The following is a 13,701-nucleotide window of genomic DNA, read 5'->3' on the forward strand; positions in this document are numbered from 1 at the left end:
CCCATGAGTACGAACCTGCTCTACTCTCCCCATTGCGCCAGTGTTCACTGGCATGGTCGTACGGCTAGGGAGGCGTCGGGATGACCGAGCACGAGCATGTGCGAGTCGCGGTGGTCGGGTCCGGGTTCGGCGGGCTGGGGGCCGCTGTGCGGCTGCGGCGTGAAGGGGTCACCGACTTCGTCGTCCTCGAGCGGGCCGACAGCGTGGGTGGCACGTGGCGGGACAACAGCTATCCCGGGTGCGCCTGCGACGTACCGTCCCATCTGTACTCGTTCTCGTTCGCGCCCCATCCCGACTGGCCGCGCACCTTCTCCGGGCAGGAGCACATCCGGGCCTATCTGGAGCATGTGGCGGACGTCTTCCGGCTGCGGTCGCATCTTCGGTTCAACTCCGAAGTGAAGATGATGACTTGGGACGCGGAGAAGCTGCGGTGGGGGATCGAGACCAGTAGCGGCTTCCTGACCGCCGATGTCGTTGTCTCGGCCACTGGGCCGCTGTCCGATCCCAAGATTCCGGACATTGCCGGGATCGACACCTTCCCCGGGAAGGTGTTCCACTCCGCCCGCTGGGACCACGACTACGACCTGCGCGGCAAACGTGTCGCCATGATCGGTACGGGGGCCTCGGCCATTCAGATCGTGCCGGCCGTCCAGTCGGAGGTCGCGCACCTCACGCTCTTCCAGCGGACCCCGCCGTGGGTGATGCCGCGCGTCGACCGTGCCATCAGCGGCGCCGAGCGGTGGCTGCACCGGCAGCTGCCGTTCACGGCGCAGGCCAGGCGTGGACTGCTTTGGGGGATCAGGGAGTTGCAGGTCCAGGCGTTCACCAAGCGTCCCAACGAGCTGGGGCTCATCGAGAAGTTGGCCAAGCGGAACATCGCCCGAGCCATCAAGGACCCCGAGCTGCGGGCCAAGTTGACCCCGGACTACCGCATCGGCTGCAAGCGGATCCTGCTCTCCAACACGTACTATCCCGCGCTCGCCCAGCCCCATGTGGACGTGGTGGCCAGCGGCCTGAGTGAGATCAGGGGGTCCACCCTCGTCGCCGCCGACGGCAGCGAGGCCGAGGTCGACGCGATCGTCTTCGGTACCGGCTTCCACGTCACCGACATGCCGATCGCCGACCGGGTCGTCGGCGCGGACGGGCGGACGCTCGCCGAGTCCTGGAAGGACGGCATGAAGTCGCTGCGCGGCGCCTCCGCCGCCGGGTTCCCCAACTGGATGACGATCATCGGGCCCAACACGGGTCTCGGGAACTCGAGCATGATCCTGATGATCGAGTCCCAGCTGAACTACATGGCCGACTTCGTACGGCAGTTGGGCGTACTCGGTGGGCGGGCCGCGCTCGACGCCCGGCCCGGCGCCGTGGACGCCTGGAACCGCGGGGTCCAGGAGCGCATGAAGCGCACGGTCTGGAACACCGGCGGCTGCGACAGCTGGTACCTCGACGCCAACGGGGTCAACACGACCGTCTGGCCGGGGACCACGACCGAGTTCCGCCGGGCGACTCGGCGTATCGAGTTGGCGGAGTACGACGTCCTGCGACCCCCGGTGGCAGAAGAGTCCCCAGCGGACAGCAAGACGGACAAGAAGAAGACGGACAAGAAGGTGGAGGCCGGAGCATGAGCCGACTGATGCATGTGTCGCACGGGCCTTACGCCCCGCCCGTGCCCGCGCGCGAGCTGACCGCCGTCTCCGCCGACGGGGCGCGGCTGCACGTCGAGGTGCACGGGTCCGAGGGGATGCCCGCTGTCGTCCTCGCGCACGGCTGGACCTGTTCGACCGCCTTCTGGGCGGCGCAGATCCGGGACCTCGCGGCCGACCACCGGGTCATCGCGTACGACCAGCGCGGGCACGGGCGGAGTCCCGCGAGTGACGCGTGCGGTACGGACGCGCTCGCCGACGACCTGGAGGCGGTGCTCGCGGCCACGCTCGCGCCGGGTGAGAAGGCCGTGCTCGTGGGGCACTCCATGGGCGGGATGACGTTGATGGCGGCCTCGGCGCGGCCGCGTTTCCGGGAGCACACGGCGGCGGTTCTGCTGTGCAGCACGGGCAGTTCGAGGCTGGTCGCCGAATCGCGGGTGGTGCCGATACGTGCCGGGCGGCTGCGGACCCGTATCACCAAGTCGGTTCTCGGCTCGCGGGCGCCGCTCGGGCCGGTCACGCCGCTCGCCAGGAGGATCCTCAAGTACGCGACCATGGGCCCCGGTTCGTCGCCGGGCATGGTCGACGCGTGCGCGCGGATCGTGCACGCGTGTCCGCGGCGGGTGCGGCACGCCTGGTCGGTCGTGCTCGATCTGCTCGATCTCGACGACGGGGTACGGGAGTTGGCGGTGCCGACCGCTGTGGTGGTGGGTACGGCGGACCGGATGACGCCGGCCGTGCATGCGCGTGCCCTGGTCGCCGCGCTGCCGAACTGTGTCGGGCTCACCGAGCTGACCGGGCTCGGGCACATGACGCCGGTGGAGGCGCCCGAGCTGGTCACCGGGCGCATACGCGAACTGACGTCCACGTATGTACAGATCAAGGAGGGCGCATGAGCAGGGTGAGTCTCGAAGGGCAGGTCGCGGTCGTCACCGGAGCGGCGCGCGGTGTCGGTGAACTCCTCGCCCGCAAGCTCTCCGCGCGCGGCGCGAAGGTCGCGCTCGTCGGTCTTGAGGCGGACGAGCTCAAGCGGGTCTCCGAGCGGCTGCACGGCGAGAGCGGTCACTGGTACGCCGATGTCACCGACCACGAGGCGATGGCGCGGGTCGCCGGGGAGGTGAAGGAGCGGTTCGGGAAGGTGGACATCGTCGTCGCCAACGCCGGGGTCGCGAGCGGCGGGCCGTTCCTCGACTCCGATCCCGTGGCCTGGCGACGCGTGATCGAGGTCAACCTCATCGGCTCGGCGGTGACGGCCCGCGCCTTCCTGCCCGTACTCATGGAGAGCCGCGGGTATCTGCTCCAGATCGCCTCGCTCGCCGCGATCACGCCGGCCCCGATGATGACCGCGTACTGCGCGTCCAAGTCGGGCGTGGAGGCGTACGCGCACAGTCTGCGTGCCGAGGTCGGGTACAAGGGGGTGCGGGTCGGGGTCGGTTACCTGTCCTGGACCGACACCGACATGGTGCGCGGGGCCGACCAGGACGAGGTGATGCGCGAACTGCGGCAGCGGCTGCCGTGGCCGGCCAACAAGACGTATCCGCTGGGTCCTGCCGTCGACCGTATCGTCGCCGGGATCGAGCGGCGGTCCAGCCATGTGTACGCGCAGTGGTGGCTGCGGGGGATGCAGGGCGTGCGCGGTTATCTGCCCGGGATCATCGCGGCGGTCGGGGAGCGGGAGATGCGGCGGTTCGAGCCGCGGCTCAAGGGTGTGGGTACGGGGCTCGTGGGGGCCGGTGGAGTGGCGGACGAGCAGGAGCGACAGGGCACCTCACCTTGAGTTATCGGTCGCGTCTCGGTCGTAGCTCACCGTGAGTTATTGATCGAAATGCGTGCTTTGTGCCCCCGTGTAAGTCTGGTCGAGCCCCGATCCCCTCACCCACAAACGGGAGTGAAACCTCATGGGCATGAAGGACCAGTTCCAGGACAAGGCCGAAGAGATGAAGCAGCAGGCCAAGAAGAAGATGGGCGAGAACCAGGACGAGGCGAGCGAGCGTTCCTCGCAGCAGCGTGAGCCCGGCCGCAAGGACCGTGAGCGTGGCCAGCAGGAGCGTGAGCGTGGCCAGCAGGACACGGACCGCATGCAGCAGGAGGCTCAGGACCGCTTCGACCAGGACTACGACGTCTGACGTCTGAACACCTGACGTCTGACCGTCTGGTCGTTGAGCGGCACGAGCTGTACGAAGAGTGGGGCGCCCTCTTGAAGGAGGGCGCCCCACTCTCGCGTTGAGCGTGCGCGCTCAGCCGCGTTGAGCGTTCAGCCGCGCGCGTTCAGCCCCGCGGCGGCAGCTTCGGCCTCGTCCGATCCGGCACGTTCGAGTAGTCCGGCGGAGACGCCGCCGGTTGCGTGCCCAGCAGGTCCAGGGCCAGCTGCACGGCGTCGTCCAGTTGGGCGTGGCGGCCCTCCGCCCAGTCCAGGGGCGTGCGGAGGATTTCCAGGTCGGGTGTGACGCCCTTGTTCTCGACGGACCAGCCGTACGCGTCGAACCAGGCGGCGTTCATCGGGACCGTGATCACCGTCCCGTCGCCGAGGCGGTGTCGCCCGGTCATGCCGACGACTCCGCCCCAGGTGCGCTGGCCGACGACCGGGCCCAGCTTCAGCAGCTTGAAGGCCGCGGTGATCATGTCGCCGTCGGAGGAGGTCGCTTCATCGGCAAGGGCGACCACCGGACCGCGCGGGGCATTGGAGGCGTACGAGACCGGCTGGGCGTTGCGTGTCAGGTCCCAGCCCAGGATCCTGCGGGTCAGCTTCTCGACGACGAGTTCGCTGATGTGGCCGCCCGCGTTGCCGCGCACGTCCACGATGAGCGCGGGCCGGGACACCTCAAGGCGCAGGTCGCGGTTGAACTGGGCCCAGCCCGAGCCGCCCATGTCGGGGATGTGCAGATAGCCGCAGCGCCCGCCGCTCAACTCCCGTACGACGTCCCGGCGTTTGGCCACCCAGTCCTGGTAGCGCAGCGGCCGCTCGTCGATGAGCGGGACCACGGCGACCCGGCGTGACCGTCCCTCGCCCTCCGCCGGTGTGAACGTCAGCTCCACCGTCGTACCGCCCGCTCCCGCCAGCAGCGGATACGGGCCTGTGACCGGGTCCACCGGCCGTCCGTCGACGTGCGTGAGCACCGCGCCCTCGCGGATGCCCGTGCCGGCCAGCGGTGAACGGGCCTTGGAGTCCGAGGAGTCGCCGGGGAGGATCCGCTTGAGCATCCAACTCCCGTCCCGGCGGACGAAGTTGGCGCCGAGGAGGCCCTGCCAGCGCTGGTAGTGCGCCGGGCCCTCGTTGCGGCGGGCCGCGGAGACGTAGGCGTGCGAGGTGCCCAGTTCGCCCAGCACCTCGCGGAGCAGATCCGCGAACTCGTCCGGGGACGCGACCCGTTCGACCAGCGGGCGGTACTGGTCGAGCACCGCGTCCCAGTCGATGCCGCACATGTGCGGCTCCCAGTAGAACGCGCGGATGATGCGGCCCGCCTCCTCGTAGGCCTGGCGCCACTCGGCGGGCGGGTCCGCCTCGTGCAGGATGCGGCGCAGGTCGATCCAGACGGTGGAGTCGCCGTCGCCGGACTCGGTGGAGGGGACCGCGCGCAGGTCGCCCTCGTCGACCACGACAAGCCGGCTGCCGTCGCCGCTCACCGCGAACCAGTCAAGATGGTCGACGAGTTCGGACTTCTTCGCCTTGGCGATGTTGAAGTACTCGAGGGTGGGTCGGCCGGAGGTGTCGTCGGGGTTGGCGAAGGTCTCGCCGAGCGCGCCCGAGATCGGCCAGCGCAGCCACACGAGGCCGCCGCCCGAGACCGGGTACAGCGCCGAGTACTTGGAGGCGGTGACCGGGAACGGCGTGACCCGGCTCTCCAGGCCCTCGACCTCGACGGTCACCGTGCTGCCGTCGCCGGTCTCGTCCTCGACCGGGTCCAGGCCCCCGGCGACCGGCCGCCCGTCGGGGTTCAGCGCGAAGGGCGAGGGCGTCGCGGACGACAGGGGCACCAGGTAGGGCCGGCAGCCGAGCGGGAAGGACAGGTCCCCGGTGTGGACGTCGTACACCGGGTCGAAGCCGCGCCAGGACAGGAAGGCCAGATAGCGGCCGTCGCTGGTGAACACCGGATTCTCGTCCTCGAAGCGGCCGTTCGTGACGTCGACGATCAACCGGTCCTTTATCCGCGCCATCTTGATCTGGCGCAGCGAGCGGCCGATCCCGGGATGCGCCCAGGTCAGCCAGGCCCCGTCCGGCGAGAAGACGAGATCGCGCACCGGTCCGTTGATGGACCGGATGAGTTCGATGACCTCACCTCCCCCAGACTTCGTCCGGGAGGTGCCCCCAGACTCCTCGGACGCGTCCAGGACCAGCAGCCGTCCGTCGTTCGAAGCGATCGCGAGGCGCTCGCCCTGCGGGTCCGAGACCATTTCCTGTACGCGGCCCAGTTCGCCGGAGGCCAGGCGGCGCGGTTCGCGTTCGCCGCTCGCGCGCGGGAGGTAGGCGATCTCGACGGCGTCCTCGCCGTCCGCGTCGGTGACGTAGGCGACCTGGCCGCCGGAGCCGAGCATCTCGGGGAGCCGGACCCGTACGCCGGGGGTGTCCGCGATGGTGCGTGCGGGGCCGTCGCGGTGGGTGAGCCAGTACAGGCTGCCGCGTACGACGACGGCGCTTGCCCGGCCCGTCTCGTCCACGGAGATGCTGTCGACGTGCTGGGCGGCCGGCACCTGGTACGTACGGCGTCCCGCGCGCGGACCGCCGAGCCGGACGTCGAGACGACGCGGGACCGAGTTGACGGACAGGTCGTCGACGATCCACAGGTCGCCCGCGCACTGGTAGACGACCCGGGTGCCGTCGCTCGACGCGTGCCGGGCGTAGTACGCGTCGTGGTCGGTGTGGCGGCGCAGGTCGGAGCCGTCGTACGCGCACGAGTAGAGGTTCCCGACGCCTTCGTGGTCGGAGAGGAACGCGATCCGGCCGCCGACGAACATGGGGGTGTCGAGGTGGCCTTCGAGGTCGGCGAGGAGGCGTCTGCCGTGCAGCCAGAGCCGTCCTGTCGCGCCGCCGCGGTAGCGCTTCCAGGCGGCCGGTTCGTGCGGCGGGGTGCCGGTGAGCAGCAGGGTCTGGCGCTCGCCGCCGATGTCGGCGACCGCGATGTCGGAGACCGGGCCCCAGGGGAGCTTGCCGCCGGGGTCGCCGTTGGTGGGGACGCTGTAGGCCCAGGTGAAGTACGAGAAGGGCTGGCCGTGCGAGGCGACGGCGAGGATGTCGCCGTCGGGGGACCAGCCGCAGACCTGGGTGTCGGCGCTGCCCCAGTAGGTGAGCCGTTTGCCGGGGCCGCCGTCCACCGGCGCGAGATGGATCTCCGGGGCGATGCTGCGCCAGCTCGTGTACGCGATGTGGCGGCCGTCGGGGGAGAAGCGGGGGTGGCCGACCTTGGTGCGGTCGACGGTGAGGCGCCAGGCGCGGCCCGGGCCGTCGAGGGGGGCCACCCACAGGTCGTCCTCGGCCGCGAAGCACAGCCGGTCGCCGCTGAGGTGCGGGAAGCGCAGGTATCCGGGGGCGTGTTCCCCGGGGGTCGCGTTCTCGTACTCGTCGCTCACCTACCCATGCTTTTCCGCTGGGAGGGCCTCGGCAACTTGTGCGTGGGTGTCGATTGCGGGGTTGAGCCGAAGACTCGTGACACAGGACACGTACGAAACGGTTTCGTTTCGCTCGCTCTCAGGGTATCTTCAGAGACGTACGAAGGCGATGTACGAAGATGACGCATGAAGCCGTCGGAGCAGGAGAAGGTGAGTGGGATGACTGAAGCCGCAACGGTGCGACGCAGTCGGATCACGCCCGAGCGTGAGGCCGAGCTGTACACGGCTGTGCTCGATCTGCTCCGGGAAGTCGGCTATGACGCCCTGACCATGGACGCCGTCGCCGCCCGCACCAAGTCGAGCAAGGCCACCCTCTACCGCCAGTGGGGTGGCAAGGCCGAGCTCGTGGCCAGGGCGATGCGGCACCAGAAGCGGGGTCACGCCGATGTCGACACCGGTTCCCTGCGGGGCGACTTCCACGCGATGGTGACCCGTGACGACGACTGCCACATGGAGCAGAACTCCGCGCTGATGCGGAGTCTCGCCATGGCGATGCACGCGAACCCCGATCTCCTGCGCGCCTTCCGGGAGTTGCTCATCGAGCCGGAGGTGGCGGAGATGCGGCGCGTGCTGCAACGCGCCGTCGACCGGGGCGAGATCCGTCCGGACAACCCCGCGATCGACTACGTGATGCACATGATGATCGGTGGTTTCGCGGCCCGCACCATGATCGACGAGCTGCCGCCGACCCAGGACTTCCTCACCTCGTACGTCGACGCAGTGGTCCTTCCCGCCCTCTGCGCCTGAACCCTCAGCCCTCCCCGAAATCCCTTCCATCGCACCTGACGCGACCGCTCACGTCGTCGGGCTGATCCCCCCTGCCCTCCCCCGTTCCCCAGCGGGTGATCGCACCAGCCCCTTGCCATCCAACGACCTGACCGGGAGTACGCCCTCGTGGCTACATTTCTCTATAAACTCGGCCGACTCGCCTTCAGGCGACGGCACTTCGTCGCCCTGATCTGGGTTGCGCTGCTGACGCTCGCGGGCGTCGGCGCGGCAAGCGCACCCGCCGCGGGCACCAGTTCGTTCTCGATACCGGGCACCGAGGCGCAGAAGGCCTTCGACCTGCTGGAACAGCGCAACCCCGGCATGAGCGCCGACGGAGCGACCGCACGCGTCGTCTTCAAGGCGCCCAGCGGCGAGAAGATGGCGGACGCGGCCAACAAGGCGACCGTCGAGAAGACCGTCGAGGCACTCGGCGACGGCTCCGAAGTCACCTCCGTGACCGACCCGTACAAGGCCAAGTCGATCTCCGACGACGGGACGGTCGCGTACGCGCAGGTCTCCTACAAGGTCTCCGGCATGGAGTTGAAGGACTCCTCGAAGGAGGCCCTGGAGGACGCGGCGAAGGAAGCGCAGGCCGGCGGGATGACCGTCGAGATCGGCGGTGACGCGCTCCAGGCGACGCCCGAAACCGGGTCCACCGAGATCATCGGTATCGCGGTCGCCGCGGTCGTCCTCGTCATCACCTTCGGCTCGCTGATCGCGGCCGGGCTGCCGCTACTGACCGCGCTGATCGGCGTGGGCATCGGCATCTCGACCATCACAGCCCTGGCGAAGGCGCTCGACCTCGGCACCACCACCTCCACGCTCGCGATGATGATCGGCCTTGCGGTCGGTATCGACTACGCGCTGTTCATCGTCTCGCGCTATCGAGCTGAACTGGCCGAGGGCCGCGAACGCGAGGAAGCGGCCGGACGGGCCGTCGGCACGGCGGGCTCGGCGGTGGTCTTCGCGGGCCTGACGGTCGTCATCGCGCTGGTCGGGCTGTCGGTCGTGAACATCCCGGTGCTGACGAAGATGGGTATCGCGGCGGCCGGCACGGTCGTGATCGCGGTACTGATCGCCCTCACCCTGATCCCGGCGATGCTCGGCTACGCCGGCAAGAAGGTCCAGCCCGCGGGCAAGAAGAGCAAGCTGCTCGGCGGGGGCCGGGCAGCCAAGAAGGAGGGCAAGCCCAACATGGGCACCCGCTGGGCGAGCTTCGTCGTACGCCGTCCGGTGGCCGTCCTGCTCTTCGGTGTCGTCGCGCTCGGCGCCGCCGCGATCCCGGCGGCCTCGCTCGAACTGGGCCTGGGCGACGACGGTTCGCAGCCCACGTCCACGACCCAGCGCCGGGCGTACGACACGCTGTCCGACGGCTTCGGCCCCGGTTTCAACGGCCCGCTGATGATCGTCGCGGACGTGAAGGCGAGCGACGACCCGGACGCCGCCGTCACCACGGTGACCGACCGGATCAAGGGTCTCGACGACGTCGTGTCGGTGACTCCCTCGCCGCTCAACGAGGCCGGGGACACCGCGACGATCACCGTGATCCCGGACTCCAAGCCCTCCTCGATCACCACCGAGGACCTGGTGCACGCCATCCGCGGCGAGGCCGGCGACATCAAGGCGGACACCGGCGCGGAGGTGCTGGTCACCGGCACCACGGCGATGAACATCGACTTCTCGCAGAAGCTCAACGACGCGCTGCTCCCGTACCTGGCGCTGGTCGTCGGCCTGGCCTTCCTGCTCCTGATCGTGGTCTTCCGCTCGATCCTGGTCCCGCTGAAGGCGGCCCTCGGCTTCCTGCTCTCGGTGATGGCCGCGCTCGGCGCAGTCGTCGCGGTCTTCCAGTGGGGCTGGCTCGCCGGCCTGCTGGGCGTCGAGGAGACCGGCCCGATCATGTCGATGATGCCGATCTTCATGGTGGGCGTCGTCTTCGGACTCGCCATGGACTACGAGGTCTTCCTCGTGACCCGCATGCGCGAGGCGTACGTCCACGGCGAGAAGCCCAACCAGGCGATCGTCACCGGCTTCAACCACGGCGCCCGCGTCGTGACCGCCGCCGCCGTCATCATGATGGCCGTCTTCGGAGGCTTCATCGGCTCCACCGAGTCGATGATCAAGATGATCGGCTTCGGCCTCGCGATCGCCGTCTTCTTCGACGCGTTCGTGGTCCGCATGGCGATCGTCCCGGCGGTGCTCTCCCTGCTCGGCAAGAAGGCCTGGTGGCTGCCGAAGTGGCTGGACCGCGCCCTCCCGAACGTCGACGTCGAGGGCGAGGGGCTGCGCAAGCTGGACGAGGAACGGCGCGGCAAGGACGAGGACCGGGAGCTGGTACAGGTCTGATCCTCGGCTGAACCGACAGGGCGCCCCACGTATCTGTGGGGCGCCCTGTTTGTCACTGCTCCTGTCAGGCCGGTTCCTTGGCGAAGACGAATGGCTCAGGGAGTCGGACAGTCCGGATGTTTCCGGTCAACGCGCGAGATTCTCGATAACCTCCTTCTGCGCACGAAGACTTGGGCCATGGACTGGTGAGGGACACAGATGCCGGACCCTTCAGGCAGCACCGACGAAAGTGCGAACGGAAGCCCCGCGAGCGATGGGGCGGGCGCTCCGTTACCGCCTGCGCCCGCGTCGGCTGGGGAAGGCATACCCGCCGGGGCTCCGCAGCCCACAGCGGTTCCCCCGACCACGCCCGCACCAGGAACGGCTTCAGCACCGGCCGGCCCGTCCGCAACCCCGTCGGCACCCGCCGGCGATCCAGCCGTACCTTCGACCAGCAGCACCACACCGGTAACCGGCGGCGATCCAAGTTCGCGCTGGCGGCACCCGCCCAACATCATCGCTCTGCTCGGCACAGCCGCCGCGATTGTGGGCATCCCCCTCTTCATCATCTACGGCAACGACTCCTCCGGCACCGGGCGCTCACAGGCTGAGAGCGGAGAGGTGCAGGCAAGCACCGGTGTGTCAGAGGCCGCACGCGAGCCCAAGCTCAAAGTTGCGCGTGTCGCCGCCTACATCGAGGGAGGAATCGACGGCACCGAGCGGATCACCCCGGAAGCCGAGCCTGTCAAGGCGAAGGATCTGTACGGCCCGCACCTGGACGTGACCTTTGAGAACAGGGCTCCGGGCCCCTCCCTGATCACGAAGGCGACGCTGCGGCTCCGTGAGGCCGGAAACCTGCCGGGTTGCCATCCGAGCGGAGGGGGTCTCGGGATCTCCATGAACTACGACTTCCCGATGCCGCTTGAGCTACCGAAGACACCCTACGAGAAGACGAAGGACATCAGCTTCACCGTCGAGGACAACAAGCTCGATCGCCTGACCCTCACGATGGGACCGGAAACGGTCGGGTGGGGGTCGGCCTGGTACGGGGTCGTAGACGTCATCTTCGAGCACGATGGCACCAGGACGACTGTCGGCCCTGTCGCCGTCGTCGACACAGGGAGCGACGGACAGTTCTACCCCCAGGGCGACACGTGGGTCATCGAGAATGTCAACGACCCCGCCTGCCTGGACGAGACGGCCGCCCTGGTGGACCGCCTGGCGAGCATCCCCGACGTCACCGTCTCGAAGGAACTGACGTCATTGCGGGACAAGCTCACTTCCATGGGCCACTGAACTCTCGCTTCAGGCCGCGGGCGCTCTTGGCGGTCGCCGTGTCATTCGGTACTTGGCGCCGATCCGGCCCACTCGGGAATGATCACCCTTGGGGATGACGGGCTCCGCCCACGTCCACTTCCGCCCAGACCGTCTTGCGCGGCGGCGGCCCCGGCGACACACCCCAACGTCCGGACAGCGCCTCCACGATCAGCAATCCCCGCCCGGACTCCGCCTCCGGCAGCGCCGGTCCCGGTGACGTCGGGATGCGGTCGCCCCTCGTGTCCGCCACCTCGATGCGCAGCGTGTCGCCGACGACGTACAGCGTCAGGCGGAAGTCCCGGCCCGGCACCCGCCCATGCGTCACCGCGTTCGCCGACAGCTCCGCCACGATCTGCGCCGGAACCTCCAACGGTAGCCCCCACGCCCGGAGTTGTTCCACCGTCAACAGACGGGCCAGACGGGCACCTCGAGGCGTGGAGGACAGGAGCACGCTGAAGTTGCGGATGGGGGCGTCAGGTTGGGTTGCGTGATCGGCGATTTCTTGGTTCATGTCACTCAGCGTGGCCGACCGTGCTTGCCTTGAGCTGCGATGACGCCTGTGCGTACGGGGATTGTCCGGTCTTTGTCCCGGGCTGTCTCGGCTGTCCCCGTGCCGCACGGGTACGGATGCGCGTTGGAGGTGGGCGATGAGCGAGGGCGTGGACGAGGGCGTGGACGAGGCGGGCTGGGGCATCGAGCCCGGGGACGAGATGGCGCCGATGATCGAGGTCGTCGGCGGGGTGATCAAGTTCCACAGGGAGGCCGCGGGGATGAGCGCGGCCGACTTCGGGGAGGCGATGGGGTACGGGGAGGACATGATCCGCAAGATCGAGCGTGGGGCGCGGATTCCACGGCTGGAGTTCCTGTACCAGGCGGACGAGGTGCTCAACGCGGGCGGGGCGGTTGTCGCGCTGCGGGTGCACACGGAGAAGGCCCGGTATCCGAAGAAGGTGCGGGAGTTGGCTCAACTGGAGGCGCGGGCGGTTGAGTTGCTGCTGTACAGCAACCACAACATCCATGGGCTGTTGCAGACGCCGGAGTACACGAAGGCGCTGTTCGAGACACGGCAGCCCGCGCTCTCGGCCGACGTGGTGGCGCGGGAGACCGATGCCCGTATGGCCCGGAAGGCGATCTTCGAGCGGGAGCCCGCCCCCAATCTCGCCTTCGTCCAGGAACAGGTGACGCTGGAACGCCCCATCGGAGGGAAGATGGTGTTGCATCGGCAGCTCGAACACCTGCTGGAGGTGGCGCAGTTGCGGAACGTCATGCTTCAGGTCATGCCGACCGATCGGGAGGACCACGCCGGAATGGACGGTCTGATCGAGGTGCTGAAGTTCCAGGACGGTACGGCGGTCGGGCGTTCCGAAGGAGCTTTCAATGGCCGACCGGTCTCAACTCCCAGGGATCTTCGGGTCCTTGAGCTGCGGTATGGCATGATCCGGGCGCAGGCTCTCACGCCACGGGAGTCGCTGGCCTTCATCGAGCACGTGCTGGGAGAACTATGAGCACCCGTGAACTCCAGTGGTTCAAGAGCAGCTACAGCAGCAGCAGCGAACCCGGCGACTGCGTCGAGATAGCCGTGGCCCTCGCCACCATCCACGTCCGTGACTCCAAGAACACCCAAGGCCCCTGCCTCACCGTGGAACCCACCACGTGGACGGACTTCGTGGCGTACGCATCGGGGATGTAGACCCGCAGCACCCTCACCTGTCCAGAACATGAGCGCGACCCATCACGACTCTGTCACGATCCGAGTATGCGCAGGTCAGAGGCTCACGATGAGCGTTAGTCGCGATATGCCCGGTACGAGGACAGCGTTGGGACAAGGTCTCCATGGGTGCTTCACAGATGTCGGGGGGTAACCGGTTGTCGCCTTCTGGAAGTCAAGAGCGTTCTCGCTGTTCAGAGGTCACTTTGATGTGACGGTGGACTTCTTGCGGAGTCCCTTCACAGGTTCCTGACTTTTGATCACGCCACTCATGGCGCATTTGGCGTCATGACGTGATCACAGGAGTTGTGTTGAGGCTCAAGGGGAGATGGGTCCCAG

Annotated in this window: 11 protein-coding genes; 9 read left to right on the forward strand and 2 right to left on the reverse strand. The window is 68.5% G+C overall.

Translation table 11 applies throughout. The features are described from left to right. The first annotated feature begins 80 nt into the window (after window positions 1–80). The 4 genes from OG266_RS25745 to OG266_RS25760 all read left to right on the forward strand — a co-directional run bounded on the left by OG266_RS25745 (window position 81) and on the right by OG266_RS25760 (window position 3,769). Window positions 81–1,625, forward strand: a complete 1,545-nt coding sequence (locus OG266_RS25745; RefSeq protein ID WP_371548675.1) for a flavin-containing monooxygenase — start codon at window positions 81–83, stop codon at window positions 1,623–1,625. Then, on the forward strand, window positions 1,622–2,539 hold the full coding sequence (locus tag OG266_RS25750; RefSeq protein ID WP_371548676.1) for an alpha/beta fold hydrolase: 918 nt from the start codon (window positions 1,622–1,624) through the stop codon (window positions 2,537–2,539). Before OG266_RS25745 ends, OG266_RS25750 begins: the two co-directional genes overlap by 4 nt. Beyond that, window positions 2,536–3,420 (forward strand): SDR family oxidoreductase, encoded by an 885-nt coding sequence (locus OG266_RS25755; protein ID WP_371548677.1) that lies wholly within the window; start codon window positions 2,536–2,538, stop codon window positions 3,418–3,420. Before OG266_RS25750 ends, OG266_RS25755 begins: the two co-directional genes overlap by 4 nt. Before the next feature lie 127 nt (window positions 3,421–3,547). After that, window positions 3,548–3,769: a hypothetical protein gene (locus OG266_RS25760; RefSeq protein ID WP_371548678.1), complete on the forward strand. Its 222-nt coding sequence runs from the start codon at window positions 3,548–3,550 to the stop codon at window positions 3,767–3,769. 142 nt (window positions 3,770–3,911) lie between these two features. On the opposite strand, the gene OG266_RS25765 is transcribed toward OG266_RS25760, so the two are convergent. Beyond that, window positions 3,912–7,208 (reverse strand): S41 family peptidase, encoded by a 3,297-nt coding sequence (locus OG266_RS25765; RefSeq protein ID WP_371548679.1) that lies wholly within the window; start codon window positions 7,206–7,208, stop codon window positions 3,912–3,914. Window positions 7,209–7,406: 198 nt separating this feature from the next. Between OG266_RS25765 and OG266_RS25770 the strand changes: the two genes are divergently transcribed. From OG266_RS25770 to OG266_RS25780, 3 genes are all read left to right on the forward strand, one after another. Next, on the forward strand, window positions 7,407–7,994 hold the full coding sequence (locus OG266_RS25770; RefSeq protein WP_266460250.1) for a TetR/AcrR family transcriptional regulator: 588 nt from the start codon (window positions 7,407–7,409) through the stop codon (window positions 7,992–7,994). Window positions 7,995–8,141: 147 nt separating this feature from the next. Beyond that, on the forward strand, window positions 8,142–10,358 hold the full coding sequence (locus OG266_RS25775) for an MMPL family transporter (protein WP_371548680.1): 2,217 nt from the start codon (window positions 8,142–8,144) through the stop codon (window positions 10,356–10,358). 525 nt (window positions 10,359–10,883) lie between these two features. Beyond that, complete coding sequence (locus tag OG266_RS25780) at window positions 10,884–11,633, forward strand: hypothetical protein (RefSeq protein WP_371548681.1); 750 nt, start codon at window positions 10,884–10,886, stop codon at window positions 11,631–11,633. Between the two features lie 82 nt (window positions 11,634–11,715). Here OG266_RS25780 and OG266_RS25785 read toward each other — a convergent pair whose 3' ends face one another. Continuing rightward, window positions 11,716–12,165: an ATP-binding protein gene (locus tag OG266_RS25785; protein WP_371548682.1), complete on the reverse strand. Its 450-nt coding sequence runs from the start codon at window positions 12,163–12,165 to the stop codon at window positions 11,716–11,718. Window positions 12,166–12,301: 136 nt separating this feature from the next. Between OG266_RS25785 and OG266_RS25790 the strand changes: the two genes are divergently transcribed. Together OG266_RS25790 and OG266_RS25795 are read left to right on the forward strand one after the other, a co-directional pair. Continuing rightward, a complete protein-coding gene (locus OG266_RS25790; RefSeq protein ID WP_371548683.1) occupies window positions 12,302–13,159 on the forward strand; it encodes a helix-turn-helix domain-containing protein in 858 nt (285 codons plus the stop codon). Continuing rightward, window positions 13,156–13,344: a DUF397 domain-containing protein gene (locus tag OG266_RS25795; RefSeq protein ID WP_371548684.1), complete on the forward strand. Its 189-nt coding sequence runs from the start codon at window positions 13,156–13,158 to the stop codon at window positions 13,342–13,344. Before OG266_RS25790 ends, OG266_RS25795 begins: the two co-directional genes overlap by 4 nt. Window positions 13,345–13,701 lie beyond the last annotated feature (357 nt).

Source organism: Streptomyces sp. NBC_00554 (genome assembly GCF_041431135.1).
Classification (GTDB): Bacteria; Actinomycetota; Actinomycetes; order Streptomycetales; family Streptomycetaceae; genus Streptomyces.

Bases quoted from the DNA above. Each gene is read 5' to 3' on its own strand.
- OG266_RS25745 (WP_371548675.1), top strand. From the start codon at position 81: ATGACCGAGCACGAGCATGTGCGAGTCGCGGTGGTCGGGTCCGGGTTC.
- OG266_RS25750 (WP_371548676.1), top strand. From the start codon at position 1,622: ATGAGCCGACTGATGCATGTGTCGCACGGGCCTTACGCCCCGCCCGTG.
- OG266_RS25755 (WP_371548677.1), top strand. From the start codon at position 2,536: ATGAGCAGGGTGAGTCTCGAAGGGCAGGTCGCGGTCGTCACCGGAGCG.
- OG266_RS25760 (WP_371548678.1), top strand. From the start codon at position 3,548: ATGAAGGACCAGTTCCAGGACAAGGCCGAAGAGATGAAGCAGCAGGCC.
- OG266_RS25770 (WP_266460250.1), top strand. From the start codon at position 7,407: ATGACTGAAGCCGCAACGGTGCGACGCAGTCGGATCACGCCCGAGCGT.
- OG266_RS25785 (WP_371548682.1), bottom strand. From the start codon at position 12,165: ATGAACCAAGAAATCGCCGATCACGCAACCCAACCTGACGCCCCCATC.
- OG266_RS25790 (WP_371548683.1), top strand. From the start codon at position 12,302: ATGAGCGAGGGCGTGGACGAGGGCGTGGACGAGGCGGGCTGGGGCATC.
- OG266_RS25795 (WP_371548684.1), top strand. From the start codon at position 13,156: ATGAGCACCCGTGAACTCCAGTGGTTCAAGAGCAGCTACAGCAGCAGC.